At 41.7% G+C, this 20,268-nt stretch carries 27 protein-coding genes; 26 read left to right on the top strand and 1 reads right to left on the bottom strand.

Annotated features, from left to right (window positions below):
- Window positions 1-82 precede the first annotated feature (82 nt).
- The 18 genes from BVG16_RS27245 (at window position 83) to BVG16_RS27160 (ending at window position 10,335) form a co-directional block, all read left to right on the top strand.
- On the top strand, window positions 83-460 hold the full coding sequence (locus BVG16_RS27245) for a VOC family protein (RefSeq protein ID WP_078502348.1): 378 nt from the start codon (window positions 83-85) through the stop codon (window positions 458-460).
- 34 nt (window positions 461-494) lie between these two features.
- Window positions 495-764 carry a hypothetical protein gene (locus BVG16_RS27240; RefSeq protein WP_078502347.1) on the top strand — a complete coding sequence of 90 codons (270 nt, stop codon included), beginning with the start codon at window positions 495-497 and terminating at the stop codon, window positions 762-764.
- Window positions 765-794: 30 nt separating this feature from the next.
- Entirely contained in the window at window positions 795-1,265 is a 471-nt protein-coding gene (locus tag BVG16_RS27235) for an NUDIX hydrolase (protein WP_078502346.1), read from the top strand.
- 62 nt (window positions 1,266-1,327) lie between these two features.
- Window positions 1,328-1,657 (top strand): low molecular weight protein tyrosine phosphatase family protein, encoded by a 330-nt coding sequence (locus tag BVG16_RS27230; protein ID WP_078502345.1) that lies wholly within the window; start codon window positions 1,328-1,330, stop codon window positions 1,655-1,657.
- Between the two features lie 139 nt (window positions 1,658-1,796).
- Window positions 1,797-2,138 (top strand): hypothetical protein, encoded by a 342-nt coding sequence (locus tag BVG16_RS27225; protein WP_078502344.1) that lies wholly within the window; start codon window positions 1,797-1,799, stop codon window positions 2,136-2,138.
- A gap of 25 nt (window positions 2,139-2,163) precedes the next feature.
- A complete protein-coding gene (locus BVG16_RS27220) occupies window positions 2,164-2,625 on the top strand; it encodes an NUDIX domain-containing protein (protein ID WP_408635386.1) in 462 nt (153 codons plus the stop codon).
- 33 nt (window positions 2,626-2,658) lie between these two features.
- Window positions 2,659-3,492 carry a phosphotransferase family protein gene (locus BVG16_RS27215; RefSeq protein WP_078502343.1) on the top strand — a complete coding sequence of 278 codons (834 nt, stop codon included), beginning with the start codon at window positions 2,659-2,661 and terminating at the stop codon, window positions 3,490-3,492.
- A gap of 19 nt (window positions 3,493-3,511) precedes the next feature.
- Window positions 3,512-4,519: a phosphotransferase enzyme family protein gene (locus BVG16_RS27210; RefSeq protein ID WP_078502342.1), complete on the top strand. Its 1,008-nt coding sequence runs from the start codon at window positions 3,512-3,514 to the stop codon at window positions 4,517-4,519.
- A gap of 13 nt (window positions 4,520-4,532) precedes the next feature.
- Window positions 4,533-5,012 carry a DinB family protein gene (locus tag BVG16_RS27205; protein WP_078502341.1) on the top strand — a complete coding sequence of 160 codons (480 nt, stop codon included), beginning with the start codon at window positions 4,533-4,535 and terminating at the stop codon, window positions 5,010-5,012.
- Window positions 5,013-5,067: 55 nt separating this feature from the next.
- Window positions 5,068-5,565 carry a GNAT family N-acetyltransferase gene (locus BVG16_RS27200; RefSeq protein ID WP_078502340.1) on the top strand — a complete coding sequence of 166 codons (498 nt, stop codon included), beginning with the start codon at window positions 5,068-5,070 and terminating at the stop codon, window positions 5,563-5,565.
- A gap of 66 nt (window positions 5,566-5,631) precedes the next feature.
- Complete coding sequence (locus BVG16_RS27195) at window positions 5,632-5,952, top strand: VOC family protein (protein WP_078502339.1); 321 nt, start codon at window positions 5,632-5,634, stop codon at window positions 5,950-5,952.
- Between the two features lie 33 nt (window positions 5,953-5,985).
- Window positions 5,986-6,372: a hypothetical protein gene (locus BVG16_RS27190; protein ID WP_078502338.1), complete on the top strand. Its 387-nt coding sequence runs from the start codon at window positions 5,986-5,988 to the stop codon at window positions 6,370-6,372.
- Between the two features lie 21 nt (window positions 6,373-6,393).
- Window positions 6,394-6,915 (top strand): YfiT family bacillithiol transferase, encoded by a 522-nt coding sequence (locus tag BVG16_RS27185; RefSeq protein ID WP_078502337.1) that lies wholly within the window; start codon window positions 6,394-6,396, stop codon window positions 6,913-6,915.
- Window positions 6,916-6,931: 16 nt separating this feature from the next.
- Window positions 6,932-7,486, top strand: coding sequence for an NADPH-dependent FMN reductase (locus BVG16_RS27180; RefSeq protein ID WP_078502336.1), 555 nt, complete (start codon window positions 6,932-6,934; stop codon window positions 7,484-7,486).
- A gap of 304 nt (window positions 7,487-7,790) precedes the next feature.
- A complete protein-coding gene (locus tag BVG16_RS27175) occupies window positions 7,791-8,372 on the top strand; it encodes a GNAT family N-acetyltransferase (protein WP_078502335.1) in 582 nt (193 codons plus the stop codon).
- Window positions 8,373-8,405: 33 nt separating this feature from the next.
- Window positions 8,406-8,906, top strand: coding sequence for a 2,4'-dihydroxyacetophenone dioxygenase family protein (locus BVG16_RS27170; protein WP_078502414.1), 501 nt, complete (start codon window positions 8,406-8,408; stop codon window positions 8,904-8,906).
- Window positions 8,907-8,943: 37 nt separating this feature from the next.
- Complete coding sequence (locus tag BVG16_RS27165; protein ID WP_078502334.1) at window positions 8,944-9,483, top strand: histidine phosphatase family protein; 540 nt, start codon at window positions 8,944-8,946, stop codon at window positions 9,481-9,483.
- 183 nt (window positions 9,484-9,666) lie between these two features.
- On the top strand, window positions 9,667-10,335 hold the full coding sequence (locus BVG16_RS27160; RefSeq protein ID WP_078502333.1) for a hypothetical protein: 669 nt from the start codon (window positions 9,667-9,669) through the stop codon (window positions 10,333-10,335).
- A gap of 578 nt (window positions 10,336-10,913) precedes the next feature.
- On the opposite strand, the gene BVG16_RS27150 is transcribed toward BVG16_RS27160, so the two are convergent.
- Entirely contained in the window at window positions 10,914-11,507 is a 594-nt protein-coding gene (locus BVG16_RS27150) for a TetR/AcrR family transcriptional regulator (protein ID WP_233147188.1), read from the bottom strand.
- Between the two features lie 151 nt (window positions 11,508-11,658).
- On the opposite strand from BVG16_RS27150, the gene BVG16_RS27145 reads away from it, so the two are divergent.
- The 8 genes from BVG16_RS27145 (at window position 11,659) to BVG16_RS27110 (ending at window position 20,267) form a co-directional block, all read left to right on the top strand.
- The gene (locus BVG16_RS27145) at window positions 11,659-13,314 is read left to right on the top strand and encodes an MFS transporter (RefSeq protein ID WP_078502331.1); all 1,656 of its coding nucleotides are present in this window, start codon (window positions 11,659-11,661) and stop codon (window positions 13,312-13,314) included.
- Window positions 13,315-13,504: 190 nt separating this feature from the next.
- On the top strand, window positions 13,505-13,819 hold the full coding sequence (locus BVG16_RS27140; protein WP_078502330.1) for a DUF6506 family protein: 315 nt from the start codon (window positions 13,505-13,507) through the stop codon (window positions 13,817-13,819).
- A 226-nt stretch (window positions 13,820-14,045) separates the two neighbouring features.
- Complete coding sequence (locus BVG16_RS27135) at window positions 14,046-14,936, top strand: AraC family transcriptional regulator (protein WP_078502329.1); 891 nt, start codon at window positions 14,046-14,048, stop codon at window positions 14,934-14,936.
- Between the two features lie 193 nt (window positions 14,937-15,129).
- Window positions 15,130-16,323: an MFS transporter gene (locus tag BVG16_RS27130; protein WP_078502328.1), complete on the top strand. Its 1,194-nt coding sequence runs from the start codon at window positions 15,130-15,132 to the stop codon at window positions 16,321-16,323.
- 26 nt (window positions 16,324-16,349) lie between these two features.
- The gene (locus BVG16_RS27125) at window positions 16,350-17,081 is read left to right on the top strand and encodes a class I SAM-dependent DNA methyltransferase (RefSeq protein WP_078502327.1); all 732 of its coding nucleotides are present in this window, start codon (window positions 16,350-16,352) and stop codon (window positions 17,079-17,081) included.
- A gap of 55 nt (window positions 17,082-17,136) precedes the next feature.
- Window positions 17,137-17,628, top strand: coding sequence for a GNAT family N-acetyltransferase (locus BVG16_RS27120; protein ID WP_078502326.1), 492 nt, complete (start codon window positions 17,137-17,139; stop codon window positions 17,626-17,628).
- Between the two features lie 445 nt (window positions 17,629-18,073).
- Complete coding sequence (locus BVG16_RS27115; RefSeq protein ID WP_078502325.1) at window positions 18,074-18,610, top strand: hypothetical protein; 537 nt, start codon at window positions 18,074-18,076, stop codon at window positions 18,608-18,610.
- Window positions 18,611-19,250: 640 nt separating this feature from the next.
- Window positions 19,251-20,267 (top strand): phosphotransferase enzyme family protein, encoded by a 1,017-nt coding sequence (locus BVG16_RS27110; protein WP_078502324.1) that lies wholly within the window; start codon window positions 19,251-19,253, stop codon window positions 20,265-20,267.
- The last annotated feature ends 1 nt before the right edge of the window (window position 20,268 follow it).

The raw sequence follows: 20,268 nt of genomic DNA, 5'->3' as shown, positions 1-20,268 counted from the left end.
TCGGGTTTATTTATTACCTAACAACTAAGAAATAGGATCATATTGGATATTCATTGTTTGGGTACGAGAAGGAGGAATTCCAATGATTGTTGGGTTTCATCATGCACAAATTACGATTCCGAAAAACCAAGAGTTAGCCGCGAGACGTTTTTACTGTGAGCTGTTACAACTTAACGAAATTCCTAAACCAGCTTCCTTAGAAGGAAGAGGCGGGTTCTGGGTTCAAATCGGAGCACAAGCCCTACACATTGGGACGGAAGATGGCGTTGACAGGTCCAAGACCAAAGCTCATTTGGCTTATGAAGTACGTGATCTTGATAAAATAAGAAGTTTGCTGGATCAGCATGCCGTGGAGATTCTGGAATCCGTACCGATCACTGGGTATGTGCGTTTCGAGTGTCGGGATCCATTTGGTAACCGAGTCGAATTCATTCAAAGATTATTTAATGAGGATGTATAGATGATGATTGTGCCGTGATAGGGAGGTATCTTTCTTGAAGCCCGTTGAACGATCCAAGCTTAGAATCTATTTAGGAACGATGTATTACAGAAGTCGCAGATTTGTGGAGTGGTTGGTTGGTAAAGCTAAATTTGCTAGGAACAAGCAAGAGGAACTATTGCCCCATAGCATCTTTCAACATCAGACACCTCTGATCCGGCATTTAAAGGATGTAGACATGTGGCTCCAACACAATAAAGTGACAAACTTGAAGCAAGCGATACAAAGGTTAAATCACATTTTCCTGAAATCTAGTGAGGCATAAATAAATCCAGCGTGAAAATGGAGGTATACTATGGGATACATAGAATCGATTCGTGAGCTTGTAGGCAGTTCACCGCTTATCCTAGTTAGACCAAGTGTCATCGTCATCAATCCACAGGCGGAGATATTACTTGTTCAGTATGTGAATAACGTGTGGGGTGTTCCAGGTGGATTAATGGAATTAGGCGAGTCCGTAGAAGAATGCGCGATCCGTGAGGTAAAAGAAGAAATTGGGCTTACCTTGAAATCTCTACAGTTGATTGGCGTCTTCTCGGGCAAAGAGTTGTATACGAAACTACGAAACGGTCATGAATACTATAATGTTGTCATTGGCTATGCTTGTACCGAATTTGAAGGTGAAATCCAGCCGGATGGCGTCGAAGTATTAGCAGCTCAATTCTTTAGTATGAAGGATCTTCCGGAAAATACAGACCCATTTATTAAGAATAAATTGAAAGAGTCTGATGGACATATCCAACGGATATTGCAAGCAACGCGATAGAGAATGCAAGGATCGGATTCGAGGTAGTTTGTTGTATTCATGAAGGAGGTTCTTCCTCGTACATGCGTAAGTTATTGTTTGTTTGTAGCCGAAATAAATGGAGAAGTCTAACTGCAGAGAAGATTTTTCAACCTTATGATCAATTCCAGGTCAGGTCTGCAGGAACAGAAGAGAACGCACGGATAAAAGTGACTGCGGGTCATATCGGATGGGCAGACATAGTTTTCGTGATGGAGAAGAAGCATTTGCGAAGAATACAATCGAAGTTCGCTCAAGAGATTAGCGCGAAAACTGTCATTTGTCTGGATATTCCCGATGAATATCAGTATATGGATGAGGAACTTATCGATTTATTATTAGTCAGAGTTTCGGAGCATATCGCGATCGAGTAGATGAGCTAGATGTCACACTCGTAGGAAGGAAATCATATGGAATGAACCCACTTTATTAGTCTATAGCTAGAGTGCAATATGCAGATTGCTAAGTTGAGATAATGTTCATTTCCGTAAAATAGATCTGACGAGGTGAGTCATGGGAACTACGGAGCCTTTGTGGATAATCATGATCTATTACATCATTATGGGAGCAACACTGGTGACAAGTGTTGTTTCTTTGATCCGGTTAAGGTTAGTGCTGATGTCTTTCATTCAAGTAACCAATGTGGCGGCATCCTTTGTGCTTACGCTCATTATTGCGATGGGACGGCCGGAAGGCGTGACCGAGTTCAGATACATTGCTGATCAGGCGATCGCGGGATCGGCAGGTGCGATTTATGTTGGCATCAGTGATGTGTTGATTATCATCTGGTGGTATCTATTTCTCATGACAAAGAAGCAGGAACCGATCCGTAAACGTAGATATAAGAGGTTCTAGGAATGGAACAAGAAGGAGTTTGAAAATGAATATGAAACCTATACGTAATTCAGCGAAAGCTATGATTATACAAGATCATCGGATCCTATTAACCAAAAATCGCGATGAACAAGGGGAATACTATTTGTTTCCGGGTGGCGGGCAGGAGAAATATGAACAACTTCGAGAAACGGTACAACGTGAGTGTATGGAAGAACTAGGGTGTGAGGTAGATGTAAAAGATATTGTTTACGTTCGAGAGTACATTGGAAAACATCATGAATTCGCTGCGTGGGATGCTGATTTTCATCAGGTTGAGTTCTATTTCGAATGCACGATGACGACAAATGTAGATGTAACGCAAGCTACCCAACTGGATAACGATCAAATCGGTGTAGAATGGGTTGAGATTAGTCGATTGCATGAAGTTCGTGTTTACCCGAAAACATTAGTGAAAAATTTGCAGGATGAAGCCTTGAAGCCGTGCTATATAGGGGATGCCAACTAAGCCTATGCATTGTTAAGGAGTGGTGGGCGCTACATGTTTGAAAGTATTCTACAGCGTAAATACCCGAATATTACACTGAAACCACTAACAGGCGGGTATACGAATTTAGCTTACATCCTTGAAGGAATGCCTCAGCCTTTAATAGCTAAAATATCACATGCAGAACAGTTGGATGGCGTCGCTGAATTGAATTGTTTATATATGATACATGATAATCCATTAACTCCTCGAGTATTCGAAACGTTTGAAGAGGATGGATTCCGTTTTATGATCATGGATTATGTTGCGGGGATAAATGGCCAGAAGATATTAGATCAACGCGATATTGAGAGGTCTGAGGAACTTTTTGACCAATTAGGTAAACATCTTGCTACAGATATTCATCGAATTAGACAGGTTGATATTAATGTTCACCTTCCGCAACTTAATTTAATCAATTGTGATCTTGAATTACTTGATTATATTCCAAAAGCGTTATTGAAAGAGGCTCATGCCTTATTAAATCATCAGGATATGGGCGAACCTGTTTTAGTTCATGGTGATTACGGCCCACATAATGTGATCTATACGCCAAATGGGCTGTCCGTAGTTGATTGGGAATGGTCTGGTTGGGGTAGTTATTTGCAGGATATAGCTTGGGTAATTTGGTTCGTCACGTTACATTATCCCGGAAATGCCAAACAATTAAGCAATACCTTTTTGCATGCATATCGTTCTCATTCGGATCAACCCGTATCAAGCGATTTGATTCAAATTTACGCTGTATCTCGCGTACTCCAAGTCATGTGTCGAATCATTCATGCGAATCATGACGTGAAACAAGAATGGATTCGCCGATTGAAGTGGACGTTGGAGGCGACATTTTAAGAATCTAGGAGACCTCTACATGATACCTGAAATTAAAGCACAATTTACTGAAGACATTCTGAATGAAGCGATCCAAAGATATGATATCGAACCTGGTGATGTACGATCCTTGGGAGGGTTCGAGAGTTTTGTATACGAATACGCGAAGAATGGTAAATCGTACGTTTTGAAGATCACCCACACGATTCGGCGCACCGTGGATTATATCATGGGTGAGTTGGAGTGGTTGAATCATTTGGCAGATCAAGGGATAACGGTTGCGAGAGCCATTCCATCCGCGAAAGGGCAATGGATCGAGGAAATCCCTAAGGATCAGGGCTCATTTCTGGTAATATCCTATGAAAAAGCACGCGGAAATGCGATATCCACGGAAGTATGGAACGAGTCGCTTTTTGAAGCATGGGGAGAGCTCATCGGGAACATACACCGCGCCACCAAAAAATATGAAGTAAGTTCTGCGAAATACAAACGCCAGGCGTGGGAAGTGGAAGAGCAATTAAGAGCGGAAACATATTTGATGCCCAATGATGTCATGATCGATATCTTGAAGGAAAGGGTTAATCGGCTACGGTTGATCCCTCAGACAAGAGATACCTATGGCCTCGTTCATGCCGATCTTCATCAGAAGAACTTTTACCTGGACGGGCAGAACATGCATGTGTTTGACTTTGATGATTGCCATTATACCTATTTTATTAATGATATTGGAATTACTTTATACTATGCCCTTTGGTATCCAGCGAAGAAATATGAGAACAAAGAGGAATATTATCGAACGTTTTTCCATTGTTTTATGAGAGGGTACTTGAAGCAGAATACGGTTACGGTTGAAGAAGTCTCGTACTTGCATGATTTCATGAAAATTCGTCATACATTGCTTTATATTATTTTACATCAAACGAGCGACATAACTACGTTGAACCCGGAGCAATTGAAGATACGTGCACAACATCAAAGTGAAATTGTTACGGAAGAACCGCTGCTGCCTATTGATTTTGTATACGAGTTTACTCAAATCCATAATTAGAGGAGTGATCGTGATGGAACACTTTGTTTTCACACAGATGTCCTTTGTACGAAGCCAGACTTTAAAAATCTTGGACGGTGTAACAGAGGACATGGCAGATCAAGTTCCAGAGGGATTCCGAAATACGATTCGTTGGAATCTTGGGCACATTTATGTTGTATTGGAACGATTTGCTTTTCAGTATTTGGGTCTTCCTTTACAGATGCCAGAAGGATTCAAGGAACATTTCGAAAATGGAACTTCACCGCTGAATAGGCATGACTCCGTAACCGTCCCTAGCCTTCAAGAGCTTGAAGTACTGCTCAATGGGCAGATCGATCGGATTCGTGAAGCATTACAGCACCGTTTAGATGAGGAACTCGCGCAACCTTATACAACTTCACTCGGCATGACGCTTGCGACGCCACAACAATTTCTCAGCTTTAGCTTGTATCATGAAGGGATGCATGTCAGCGTCATTAAACTATATAAGGCGATTTTATCGCGCAGCTAATTATTGCTGGAGAAACATAAATTGACCTTAATCTTGTGTGAGGTAGGAGGCACCTATGCAAATCAGAACTCTTGACTCTCATGACGCAGCATTATATAGAAATTTGAGATTACAAGGACTACAAGCTCATCCCGAGGCATTTAGCTCCAGTTATGAAGAAGAGCAAGCCTATACATTAGATCATTTTGAATCCAGATTGAGGAATCCGGATCTCTATACGTATGGGGCTTTTTTCAATGGCCAGTTGGTCGGTGTAGTTACGTTGATTTTGGAAAAGAAAATCAAACTAAAACATCGGACAAATATCGTTGCGATGTACGTGGATATGGAACAACGCAGGCAGGGAATCGGGAAGATGTTAATGTTGCAAGCCATAAATAAGGCAAAAACAATGGATGGAATAGAACGAATCTACTTATCTGTTATTTCGAATAATGAACCTGCCCAAAAGCTATATCATTCACTAGGTTTTGAGACATATGGGAGAGATAGAAATGCGCTGAAGATCGGTGGATCGTATGTTGATGATGAACTTATGGTGTTGTTTATTTAACTAGATCAAATTCCAAAACAGCATAAAAGTGAAGATCCCATCATCCAAAAGGATATTCTTGGCATCATGTTGTATGCACAGGATTTAGAACGAACCAGCGACTGGTACTGTAAAAATCTTGGATTTCAGCTCGGCGAACATCAGTTTCATGATTTTGTTGAATTAACCCTGGATGGGAAATACGTGATGCATTTATTTAAGACAGAGAATAAAGTGATTGTAACCAAGCCCGTGTTCTCATTGAATACCCGAGACATTGAATCTGCTCATAGCCGGTTGTTGAACAATGGAGTAGAAGTCTTCCCAATTGAATCTTATAGAGATCATCAAAGTTTTTCTTTTAAAGATAATGAAGGAAATATGCTTATGATATCTCAATATATATAAAAGTCACGACTGAAGCCATTTGGAGGTGGGGCATTGCGGAGTATAAGGAATACATGGAAATACCTAAGTATCTTCATCGGGATGACGGTTGTGTTAGTATTTGTAGCCGCACTGTGTATTAGTTCTTATTACGGATATGCTTTTTCTACGGTTTCTTTTTACCTTAGCTTATTTGTGCTTGTGATAGGAATCTTCTTCTCTATGGAAGGAAGATCTTTCGGGAATCGTTTCGTCGTACCCGGGAATAGTTTTGATGCCGTCAATGCAACGCTTGAATTAGAAAGGGAATCCCAAGATATTAAGAATCAAGGGCCGGTAAAGTACGTACTTGAGAACAGAATCATGAAGTTCAAGCAGAAGCCATTCGCGTTCATTATTTCAGGGCTGATTAGTTTAGCCATAACCTATTTTATTTCCTAGATGCTAGGGATTGGAGGATATATGAACATACGATTTCCTATAGGCCAGTTTGAAGCAATTACAAATCTTTCATCTGGGGAACGCGAAAATCTGATCAATCAAATTCCAGAAATCTCAAAGACGATTCGAAATACGATTCAAGTACTTGAGCCTACCCAACTGCACATCCCCTATCGTCAAGATGGATGGACCGTTCAACAAATCGTGCATCACATCGCGGACAATGACTTGAATGCCTATTTGCGGTTCAAAAGAGCGTTAACTGAAGACGAACCGATGTCGAGTTCATATCGTGAAGATTTATGGGCAGAGCTATCCGATTACAGGGAAGTGCCTATTGAAAACTCACTTGTACTATTAGAAACGCTTCATGCGCGGTTTGCCATACTGCTCCGGTGTCTACAACCAGATGATTATCAACGAACATTAAGAACCCAAGTACTGGACAAGATCACTTTGGACATTGCTCTTCAAAGGTTTGTATGGCATAGTCAACATCATATTTCTCAAATTAAGCTATTTATTGATGATTTGGTTTTTTAGAGGCTGAATAGATAGGATGATGAAGATGGAAAAAGACATACATATTTTAGCGATATCGGGAAGTTTACGGCAACAATCTTCAAATACAGCATTAATGAATGCCATGATTGCGCTCGCTCCAGAAAATATGAAGTTTTCCGTGTATAACGGATTGGGCGAACTTCCGCATTTTAACCCTGACCATGATACGGATGAAGGCGCAAGTGAGGTTAGAGAACTAAGAAAACAGATCAATGAGGCTGATGGTGTCCTGATATGTACGCCCGAATATGGGAATGGTGTGCCGGGTGTCTTGAAGAATGCGCTGGATTGGCTGGTTTCATCGGGAGAATTTATCAATAAACCTACGGCGGTTATCAGTGCATCGCCAACGCCAATGGGCGGAGACAAGGCGCATGCTTCACTTTTACTTACGTTAAATATGATCAATGCTGTCATTGTAGAAGGTGGAACATTGATCATTCCTCATATTACTTTGAAAATGAACAAGGAAGGCATGATCACGAATCAGGAAACTAAGCGTGATTTGGAAGCTGTGTTACATAAGCTAGGGCTTGCCTGTAATATCTAATACGATTTCGCATACTAAAAAAACAGCACATGGATGCAAGGCATCTGAAGTGCTGTTTTTGCGTTTCGTCGTAAGTGAAATCCTTATTTCACCATAATCATAGCCTAAAAATAGACAAAAATATAGACTTTTGGTTATTATGTAGAATACAGTTAGTGAAAAGGAGGGGTTACATGGCATATTCCATATTCGAGGATATCATGGCTGACATGTTCAGTTTGCCACATTAGAACTCATCAAATATCTTAACGAATTGAAATAGAGAAAGAGTATGTGATTTGTAAGAATAACCTGAGGTGAAATCATGGACAGTTCAAAGCCCATCATTAATTTTGCAGGATCTAAAGTGGGTTTAGGCCCGCTTCAAAAAGAGCATATATACTTGTATTATCAATGGAATAATGATTTTACCATCAATCGAACAACAGCGAGCATGAGACCTTTGACATTAGAAGAGCAAAATGATGCTTATGATCAATTTATTCGAAACAAACAATACGTGTTCTTCACGATTTATGAATTGGAGACTTTCAAGCCCATTGGATTGACCTATTTAGCAGATATTCAGGATAGAAATGCAGAATTCGGCATTGTCATTGGCGAGGTCAACTACCATGGTAAGGGATACGGAACAGAAACTACGCAATTAATGCTAGACTATGCGTTCACAATACTCGGATTACACAATGTCATGTTATCCGTATACGCGTTTAACCAGGCAGGCATTGCCGCGTATCAGAAGGCAGGTTTCAAAGAATATGGTCGGAGAAGAGAAGTGAAATATCGGAATGGTAAGCTGCACGACCAAGTGTTTATGGATTGTATCTCCACAGAATTTAACAGTGTTATTTTAAGCGAATTATGTAGTCAGAAAAGTTGTCGCTAATGCAGCGTTAGCTAAAGAGAGGGAAACATGGTTATGAATCCATTAATTCAAGAAGCCGTTATTAAGCTCGCGGAGAGTATCCAATTACCTGAAAGGGTGGTTCATCTGGATGAGAATCCATGGGTACCTTTCGATGAAGTGGAAGTGAATTGTCATTTTAAACCATTAAGGTTTGATTTAGCTACAGGAATGTGGACCTATCTATTCAAGATCAAAGCCAACAAAACTTTGACTCGTCACAGACATACTGGCGGTAGTGTGATTGGCTACAATATCCAAGGGGAATGGAGATATGAAGGACGGGATTGGGTTGCTAGACCGGGCACATTTCTTTTTGAACCCCCCGGTGACATACAAACGCTAATAACTGGGAATGAAGAGGTCGTAACCTTGTTTATTTTGGGTGGAGCGCTTCAATATTTTGACGAGAATGATAATATCATCGGGCAGGATGATATATTTACAGTCATGAAGAAATACAGAGATTATTGCACGGAGCATGGGCTAGAAATACGAGAGGATCTCATGTACTAATATCCAAAAATCATATGGAAATGAATGAAGGAGTTCTATGAAAATTGGTTTAGTTAGGCATTTCAAAGTTACGTATACAGCTCAGAATTCATGGATGACAGCGGATCAATTCAATCAATGGGTAGAAGCCTATAATCAATCGGATGTGTACCCATCTGCTAACCCTAACAAGGGCCAGGCGTGGGATATATGCATTTCAAGCGATTTGTTAAGGGCTGTTGCCACGGCTGAACAGATCTATCAAGGGCCAGTGGTTACGACAGATCAATTGAGAGAAATCAAGATGAATGCTGTCAACCAATCTAACATCAAATTGCATTATAATTTATGGTTGCTGATGGGGCGAGTAGCGTGGTATTTCTCCCATAAATCGCAAGCCGAGGGTAGAATGGATACACAATTAAGAGCACAGCAAGTAATCAATCGGATTGAAGACAACTATAAAGACGCAAATGTATTAGTCGTAAGTCACGGGGCGTTTATGAAAGAACTAACGGATGAGTTAATCCGCCGAGGGTATAGAGGAAAGGGATTTATCAAACCTGAAAATGGAAAACTCTATGTGTATTCACGGTGATTAAGAAGGATGATGCATCGCAAGCCTACAAGAGAATCATACCGGATGATATTATGAGGAAAATCGAAACGTCCGTCGTGTTATGTGATCAACGCTGGAGTCAATCATGATCGCACTCTTCATTTCATGAACGTCCGAGTCATTTTCAAGTCGATTGGGAATGATTTGAAGAGGAGGGATTTGATGAATAAAACTTCGAGAGTATGGCTTGCTGTATGTGCGGGAATTATGCTCGTCTCGAGCTCGATCTTCGCTGCGGAATCGGGACCGCGGATTTTTATCAACAACGTAGAATTTGCTGGTAGTGCCTTTAAACTCATGATGGATAAGGGAACTGCCATGGTATCTTTGAAAGCCATTGTGGAACAGCTTCAAGGGAAAGTAGCGTTTCAGGACGATCGAATTGATGTGACCATGCCGGATGCATCCAAGTTGTCAATGCAAGTGGATAGTCTAGAGCGAGGACTTGAAGCGCAATCTCCAGAAGAAGCAGTTCATACGTGGATTCGTGGCGTACAAACAAGAAGCGGGGCTATGCAATATGCCGTCTTATCACCTTCACTGCGCCAAGAGACCAAGCAGGAGTTTATCGATCATTTCTGGGTAACAGGCGGCTCAAGTCCTCATATGGGAAAAGTGGAACGATTACAGTCGAAAAAAATAACGCCCGAGAAATTCCAAATAGCCTTTGATTATCCGCTGGTTGTGATGAATGAGACGATTGAAACGGGCAGTGCCGTACTTACGGTAGAGAAAATTCCTCGCGAATCCTTCGACTATTGGGCGATTACCCAAATAGCGGTGAAAGACCCCGGGGATACAGGGGTAATGATTGGCGCATCGAAACTTTAGTTTATCTAATAAATATCAGCGAAGGATTCAATACAGGCTGTCGTCCATGAACAACGGCTGCCTTTTTTGTTATGGCATGGTTTCATTGCCGCTCAACTTTCTGAAGATAACAACGTCTTACCGATGGAAGGAATTGTTAGAGAGAGGTGGCTTACCTTGAAATCAAAATGGTCAAAGGCGGGTGTCCTAGCATCCGTGGGATGCATCATTCTCTGTGCAATGTTATTGTTCTGGAATCCATATACAAGCACGCACGCGGGTAAAGGTACGATTCTAATCATTTTATTGATGTTGATACTCCCGGCGATCTTAGGTATCTTTGCTTCGTTATACAGAAATGCAATCCTCATGTTTATTGTTACGATTTGGTCATTGCCATGTGGTCTTTATCTAGCTGTCGTAAGGATACCAAGTATATGGAACCTTTTTGGCTGTATCCTGATTGTCTACTTTATTACTGCCATGCGAATGAGAAGGGAATAATCTATCATTTTCTGATTAGAATTCAACGGTTTAAGAGGTATGTATTAAAACCCAGCAGTCAAGAACTTCTTCACGTTCTGGCTGCCGGGTTTCTTTTATGTCGGGGAATGAACAGAACATTGATCTTCGATCAACTGCTTCGCCGCATTAATGAAGTATTCTGAACGAAAAGAAGCTTTATCGATGTAAGCATTCATCGTTGCTCCGTCAATCAACATCCTAAGCTGGGATACAAGCTCTGTTGGACTTCTGGCGCCGGCTTCCTTAGCGATATCCTCAATAGAATCCCAAATGCGGTGACGACTTTCTACAGCACACTGGTGGCCTGGATGATCCAAATCTGGGAATTCAACAACGGCATTCATAAACGGACATCCACGGAATTCTGGATTTGTCATTCGCTCAAGCGCTTCATCGAGAAGGCTATATAGTTGCTCTTTCGGCGAATTGGGATATCTGAGTTTTACGGCTTCAACATGATCTGTTCTACGGTCGTGCCTAAGTTCTAGATATGCAACAATAAGGCTATCCTTTGTCGGGTAGTTACGGTAAAAGCTTGCCTTGGCGACGCCTGACTCTTCAATAATTCGATCGATACCGACAGCACGCACACCGTCCTTGTAGAATAAATCGGATGCAACCCGTAAAATCCGTTCTTTCGCGCTTTCTTTCTTTTCGATGGTAATCACCCATTTCCAAAATTAAGGTAAATAATGATTGACATGAGACAGATCTGTCTGTATCATACGTTTAAAATGATACAGAACTGTCTCGCTCATTCTATAGGATCATTCTGGCTTGTGTCAATCAACCCAGGATGCCAAGGAGGAAAATGATCTTATGTCCCAAGTAACTTCCGCGTCCCTGGACCGGCAGCAAATAGTGGCTCAATCTAGTCAACGTCCATATTTAATGCTCGCGGTCATGCTGCTCTCGGTCTTTATGGCGGTGGCGAATATCTTTATTGTCAATGTGGCAATGCCGTCGATTCAACGCGGATTGCATGCCGACTTCTTCGGTGTTCAATTCGTTATCTCGGCCTACACTTTGGCCTATGCTGTCGCTCTTATTATCGGAGGACGCCTTGGCGATCGGTTCGGGAGAAGGCGAATGCTGCTCATCGGGGTTGTCGGCTTTACACTTAGTTCTTTGCTATGCGGCGTGTCGAACGGAGTTGGCATGCTCACGATCGTCAGGATCGTTCAAGGATTAAGCGCAGCACTGATATCACCGCAAGTATTGTCCCTTATTCAAGCGCAATATCCGCCAGAGAAGAGGGGCATGATATTTGGTCTTTACGGTGCAGCGCAGGGGCTAGCCGCTTCGACAGGACAATTAATTGGGGGACTTTTGTTATTCTGGAACCCTTGGGGTCTGGAGTGGAGGGTGGTATTTTTCTTCAGCATACCAATTGGAGCATTAATATTATGTATGGTTCCGTTCATTCCGGAATCCAAGAGTTTAGGGAAATCAAAACTTGACTGGTTCGGTGCCACGATTATTTCCGTGGGGCTATTGCTGCTGGTCTATCCACTCGTACAAGGGCAGAAAGAAGGCTGGCCGCTCACGCTTGTCATGAGTATGATCTTATCCATACCTGTGTTGGCCATCTTTGTATGGACTCAAATCAGGTTGTTGCGCAGTAGACGAGACCCGCTCATGAATGTGAGCTTGTTCAGCCAGCGAGGATTTAGAATAGGGATGCTAATCGTCTTTCTCTTGATGTCATCGCAAGCTTCATTTTTCCTCATCGCTGCATATTTGTTGCAAATTGGACTTGGATTTACGGCGCTGAAAGCCGGTACTGTTATTTTACCGATGGGTCTAGGGTACTTCCTTGCGTCACTTATGTCGGCTCGTGTGGCATCGAGGATAGGTCCGCATGTATTAAGCCTCGGGTCTATATTGACGGTGGTAGGGTATGTATCTCTTGCGCTCACCGTTCGTTCCACAGGATTGGCCCCGGATGTATTCCTATGGATTCCTGCGCTGACAGTACTCGGGATCGGCCAAGGTTTCATCGCTGCACCACTGACGAATATTGTTCTCTCGAAAGTGCGTAAACCTGACATTGGATCAGCATCTGGAATTCTGACGACAGGCATGCAGGTCGCCTTTGCCATCGGGATCGGTCTTATCGGTATTGTATGGCTGAACGCACTTGGACATAATACGGATAAGGCGGCAAGTCAGACTAAGGTGGAGCTTCGTCAGCATCTAACAGCCTATGCGTTAACATCTGAGAAAGGTGAAGCGAAATTAGATCAATTTGTAAAATGCTACTATGTAATGAATGGAGTGAGCCAAACTGTGCCATCAGAATGTAAAGAGAATCATGCAATAGCATCTGATGGGGTTGATAAATTGTTTGCGAATGGATACCAGCAAGCGAATGCAATAAGTTACACCAATTCATTTATTTTCTGCTTATACGTGCTTGCTGCATACACCGTACTCCTAATTCCATTATCGTTATCTTTGGCAAAACGAAAATAATAAGTCAAAGAAGGAAGCAGCTTATTTAACTTATAACATGCGAGGGGAGCTTACTTCGAGTAGGCTCTTTTTTGTTGAATGATAAACATGCACAGCAAGATAAGATGAATTGAGCATGCTAATTTGCTTTGTTGCTTGTTTTTAACTAAAATGAATCCACGTGAACTACTCATATAGGAGGAATAATGTTATGGCTCTTCACAACTGGGCATACATCTACTTATCCCCACAATTTAGTCCAGAGAACAACACAATTACGACAGGCAATGAAGTTTGTAAATTTACGGCGATCGGTATCGATTTTGAAGAAAAAGAACGTGTCGTACAAATTGCGAAACAGCTTGTGAAAGACGGCGTTCAGATGATAGAACTTTGCGGGGGATTTGGACCGATTTGGATTGCAAAAGTCAGTGAGGCAATAGATTACGCTATCCCCGTCGGGAGTGTAGCTTATGGGCCTGAAGCACGTAAACCGATGCTAGATTTACTTGCACCCGATAAGTGAAAGGGTAATGAATATAGGTATGAGAGTAAGGAGCTTACTACGCGTAGGCTCTTTTTCTTATGTCAGTTGATAGCTATGGATAGCAGATCTGTGTGAGGTAGAAGGAAATCTTGCAGATCTTCACGAACGTATTTATTAAGGGATTACAACGAATGGTTCGGACAAAATGATGCACGCGAGAACAGGCTTCAAAGATTCAGGTCCTATAGACTGAAGGGGAAAGGAGATGAGGGTCATCGAAACATTTAGACTGATGCGCCAAGCGATCGATTATATCGAGGATCATTTAGAGGATGTTATTCAAATCGACGACGTTGCGAAGGAAGCTTTGTCATCTAGATATCATTTTCAACGGATGTTTCATGCATTAACTGGCTTTACGGTTACGGAGTATATTCGGAATCGACGATTAACGCTTGCGGCAGAAGAATTGGTCGGGACGGATATGAAGGTTATTGATGTTGCGTTGAAGTACGGCTACGAAAGTCCTGAGGCATTTACGAAGGCATTTCAACGATTGCATGGGGTCACCCCACTAGCGGCGAAGAAGATGAATGTGAAGCTTAAGGCTTTCTCTCGAATCTCCTTTCAAATTCAGATTAAGGGAGAAGTGGCAATGAATTATCGTATCGCGGAAGAGCAGGCATCTATTGTAATAGGCAAGGATGTCGTGATTAAGTACGATGCATTTCAAGAAATACCTGCATTCGTCGAGCGAATCTGGAAAGATGGTACGCATGACAGGATTAATGAAGCGACTGGGAGGCCTGCCGGTACGCTGCTCTATGGCTATTATTTTGATTTTAGTGAAGATGGTACGAAGCGATATTTGATGGGAACTGCGGTTTCAGAGGAAGGGAATATCCCAACTGAATTCACCGTTCTCCATGTGCCAACCCAAACGTACGCTGTATTTGAGAGTAAGGAGAAAATGACAGAGGACATTGAAATTGGTCTAGAGATCCAGAATGTATGGAAACGGATTTATTCCGAATGGTTTCCTTCGTCTAATTTTGAACAGGTGGAAGGTCCATGTATTGAAAAATACTATTGGGTTGACGAACATCAGGTAGATTCAATTTGTGAGGTTTGGGTCCCAGTCAAAAGAAAATCATGATCCAATTCGATCGTGCAAACAATTAATCAACATCGTGAAAAAAACCAGACTTACACGTTTATCGTGTCTTGGACTGGTTTTTTATTCAAAATCACTCCCACAATATCTTCCAATGTGCTAGGCTATAGGCAGTCAAGAATCACGATACGGTGAATGACCGATATCAGGTATTGAAATGGAGTGTGAATGGTGGATGAAGTGGCTTGCTGACTTCAAATCATTTTTTAGAATTCAAGATGCGATTCCCCTAATCGTAGGCATGTTTCTGTATGGAATCGGAATGGGGATCTTAGCCCCGATGAATGCGGTATATATGAGGGATGCCATTGGTCTTAGCAAGCTTGAGATTACATCTATATTTTCGATTTCCCTCTTACTTAACATGATAACGACCATTGTCGTTGGGTTAATCAGCGATAAGATTCAACGCAAGAAAACCCTTCCGCTTGTAGCTAGCCTGTTATGTATTATCGGATTAACCATTTACATGCAGGCTTCAACGTATGCGTTGACATTAGTAGGCATGGTACTGGCTGTCGCACCGTCCGGTCTCATCATGGGACAATTGTTCGCCATGGCACGCAAGCATTTCATGCGGAATGCGGCAAGCTTTTTCGAAATGGCACAGATTTGGCTTCGTACGACTTATAGCGTTGGGTTTTTTAGCGGCTTATTAATCGGTGCGAATTTGTATATACTCTCTGATTTCCGAGGCATTTTATGGGGGAATTTATTGGGTTATGTACTATTGTTCACTTTGCTATTGATTTATAAAGAACAAGAAGAGACTTCGGTCGCGAATGTAAGCAAAGGCGAACCTTTTTCCCTCGTGATGCTGATTGCATTGTTATTGCTATCTTGCGGTGATGCACTTCGTGGGTTGTACCTCCCATTGGTGGTGGTTCAGAAATTCGGCGAGCCGCAGCTGATGTCATATTTGTGGAGTGTGCAAGCGGTTTTTGAGCTTTTGTTCATGACGTTAGCCGGTTACTGGGCAGCCAAGTACGGAAGCAAACGGATCATTTTTATTGCAAGCTTGTTTGCGCTCGTTGTGTACATAACCTATTCGTTAAGCCCGCCGCTTTACGTCTTTTTTATGGTTCAGCCCTTATATTCCTTCTATGTTTCCGTTCTATACGGTGTTGCCATGGGATATGTGCAAAGGATGTTCCATACGCGCATTGGCTTTGGATCCAGCCTGTATGTTTTCTTATCTCAGACCGCGTCGTTGATCGGTTATTTGCTGCCGTTTCTTATTCCGGGATATCAGCCTGCGATTTTCGTGATACCGGCAGCACTAGTGGTCTCTGCCCTTGTATTGATGCCGATTGCCATACAGTTGGAGAAGAAGAGAACCTTACATAACACTGAGATTTTCGAAAATTAGATCCAGGATGCATAGGGGGGATGAAAATGGAATATGACGGATCATCCGTCTACGACAATGCGGAGTTTCTCCAGCAATATTTATTGAGAAGGAACCGCCAGGATAGTCCGAATAACATCATAGAGAAACCCGTTCTGCTTGAACTTATGGGGGATTTTACTGGTAAAACGGTTCTAGATTTAGGATGTTGGGATGGAAGGTTCGGATATGAGCTATTGCAGCAGGGATGTAAATATTACGAGGGTGTTGAGGGTTCATCCAACATGGTACATGAGGCACGGACGCGATTAGATACGACAAATAGTCAGATCCATCATGCTACAATCGAAGGTTGGAATTATCCGCAACATACATACGATATAGCGATATCTCGGCTTGCCCTTCATTATGTGCAAGATATTCAACCAACGTTCGGCCATATCCATCATGCATTAGTCCCGGGTGGGGAGTTTATTTTTAGTGTACAACACCCTGTTCTAACGTCTTCCATGGCAAGTGCAGAAATTTCCGGCAAAAGATCGAACTGGATCGTTGACGAATACTTCGAATTAGGAAAACGGACAGAACCATGGATCGGGGAGAGTGTCGTCAAATATCACAGAACGTTTGAGGCCTATTTCCAAGCATTGAAGCAGGCGGGATTCACAATTGAGGATGTTCGGGAGTGCTCCCCAAGACCAGAGTTATTTGAACATCAAGATGAGTTTAAGCGAAGAATGCGAATTCCGTTGTTTCTGATGTTTCGATGCGTGAAATAGAAGTGTTTTCGAGATGGACCTCGGTTAGGTTTTTTTCATAGATAAGGGGTGGCTTATGTATAGCATCGTATTAGAAAAAGCAGACGAGTCGGATGCGAACACGATCTATGCCATGCAAGTAAAGACATTTGCCCCGTTGCTGGCTAAATATCAAGACTTCGATACAAATCCAGCCTGTGAAAGTATCGAGAGAGTCATTGCGAGAATCAATCATCCTTACGGCTCGTTTTATAAAATTCTGACGCATGATCAAATTCTAGTGGGAGCTATCCGTGTATATTGGGACGAAACGGAGACACGCTTCGGAATAAGTCCGATGTTTATTTCACCTTCATATCAAGGACAAGGGATTGCTCAACGAGCAATTGAATTCGTAGAAAGTATGTATCCTCGTGCGAAGACTTGGGAGCTTGCAACCCTTCTTGAAGAAGTGCGTAACTGTTACCTATATGAGAAAATGGGCTATCGCAAGACTGGGGAATGGAAGAGATTAAATGAGTATGCAACACTTGTATTTTATAAAAAAGTCGCAAAAGGGAGATATTAGATTAATTATGGCTGCTGTTAAGCGGCTTTTTTTACGTTTAGGAGGTTTTTTTATCCCCTATTTTTGTGTTTAAACGGTTATAAGAGAAAAGTGAGGAAGTTATCTGGTGGATGATACTAAATTGATCTGTTAGTTAACCGTTTTATTGAGAATTGAATCTTGTAATTCGTTTATATAGAAAAGAAAGAAAAGTATATGAAAATGGAATAAAATATTCATAGATCCATTATATGTTGAAATCATCACTACTAACCCATTTGTTCGCTGTTAGTATTAAATGTGTAAATAAATACCTTTGAAGTGTGGGGATTCTCAATACATAACAGATATCGCTAGTTATGATTTCGTTCCAGGTCCAATTAGGGCATATTTTGAGTTATATAGAAATGGAACTTACAGATAATACTCATAGTGAGAAATAACTATTCTAGGAGGGGTGTTAAAAATGAAAAAAATGAATAAGAAATTTATCATCTTTGGATTAGTCGCTTTCATATTAATAATTGGTACAAACGCATATACCAGTGGTACTAAATCTTCTCTTTTACCAAATGTAAGCCCTGAAGACCAAGCTATGGTGAAAAAAGTAGAGGACCGTTTAAATCAATCATGGACTAAAGGAAGAGAAGTAATCCTAAAAAGTGAAGAGGCTAAGGCATTTGCAAACAGCAGTGATATCAGTGGATACCATGAGCTGACAAAATGGACGATTATAAATGATCTTAACAATGATGAGTTACTATCTTCTTTCTCTAGAAAAGAACGATCTTCTTTTATAGACGCTTTTTATAGTGAGGAGAGAGCAAAAAATCTTGATGTAGGCGATTATATGTCAGCCTTACTAATAAATCCAGATAAGTCACAAGCTTTGGTGTATTGGGAAAAAGCTAATGGTTCTTACGTTGTGATGGATTTGAAAACTAAAAGCGATGACTCTAATTCTTGGTATGTAAATGGAGTTAAAATTGAGAACCCTAAATAGACAGTTCTGATCGCTATGGACAAATCCAGGAAGCCTTGCCAGCATCATAGAACAGTTTCTCGGGATTTATTTTAATGTAGATGTAGTGTTGCTAGTATTGTTATACCTGCAGCTAGTCCTATTAGCTGTCGGTGAAGCAGCCAACGCACCCCAACCGAACGGATGACTATAGGATTAAGCCTAGAAAGTAACAACAAAATAGTTCCCCACCGGCCGTTACGTTTCAGGACCAGTGGGGAACTTCTTAATTATTCGCCTCGTGTAAGTAAGTTAGTTGCTTACTCATCCACTAGCAAAGACTTGGAAACTTGTAACCCTTCTTGAAGAAGAGCGTAATTGTTACTTCTATGGAAAAATGGGGTTCTGCAAGACTGGGGGATGTAAGAGGCTTAATGAGTATGCATCACTTGTATTTTATAGAAAAACGAAGAATCTAATGGGTTTAAAATAGAATAGTCTGGACTCAGGCAGGCTGCTGATAAGCGGCCTTTTTGCTGTTCAAACATACTTCAAAATGAAAATATTTACATTTAGGAACAGGTGTTCTATAATGGGATTAATTGAGAAGTTATTCGTTACATGTTACGGCAAGTTGTACTTGATGGTATAATTAGGAAAATAGTAGAAGAGAGGGAACACATTGACACAACATCCTATGGTTTTACGTTCTGTTCTTAACAGCTCGTATATTCTTGATACGTTTTCCGGTGAGTATTCTGTGGGTCCTTGGCAGACTTGTACATATTTGTTAAAAGGATTGAATGACACCTATCTGGTTACGACATCGAACGGGAAGTATGTATTAAGGGTTTATCGAACCGAAGTATTGGAAGCAGACGTCCAATATGAGATGACTCTATTAAATAAACTTCATCATACACTGGATAGCAACTTCACCAAAGTTGCACCGCCCGTACGCAAGAGAGACGAGTCTTATTATTGTGCCATTCAAGCTCCAGAGGGTAAGAGATATGTCGTCCTGTATCCGTTTGTACCTGGGCATGAAAGTCGGTTAGAAGATGTGGATGCTTGCATGAAGTTTGGACGTTCGGCAGCCGAATTGCATCTTGCCATGGATCAGATGGAGATGAATCTACCAAGAAACGAGCTTAATCTAGAACAGCTTTTGGATAAGTCCCTTCAGCGTATTCTTCAGTATATTGGGGAGGAGCATCCACATGCTGCTTTTCTGAAGGAATATGTCGAGATGATCACGTCAAGAATCAATGCCAAAGTAGGGCAAGGCTTGGATTGGGGATTATGTCATGGCGATATGCATGGGAATAACAATGTGCATCAAGACGGAGAACTCTTCTCGCATTATGACTTTGAATGGTCAAGTTATGGATGGCGCTCCTATGATTTAGCACAAGTTCTGATCTCAAGAAGGCGGAATCAATCCGCGGAGCAGGCTGAAATATCGTGGAATGCGATATTGAAAGGGTACAGATCGGTCCGAGCGTTTTCGGCTTTGGACGAGCAAGCCGTTGAAGATTTCGTCATGGTTCGTCGTCTATGGGTGATGAGTTTGGATGTACATTTTATCGGTACGCTCGATGGGGCACTCGATTTTGGAGAAGAATGGTTGAACGCTTTTATTCAAGAGTTCAGAACGTATGCAAGTAAAGTCGATGGATCAGTTGACTTCTACGCTTGAG

This window comes from Paenibacillus selenitireducens, from assembly GCF_002021565.1.
Classification (GTDB): Bacteria; Bacillota; Bacilli; order Paenibacillales; family Paenibacillaceae; genus Paenibacillus_K; species Paenibacillus_K selenitireducens.
The sequence above is the reverse complement of the archived record's forward strand: the minus strand, read 5'-3'. Positions and strand labels throughout refer to the sequence as shown.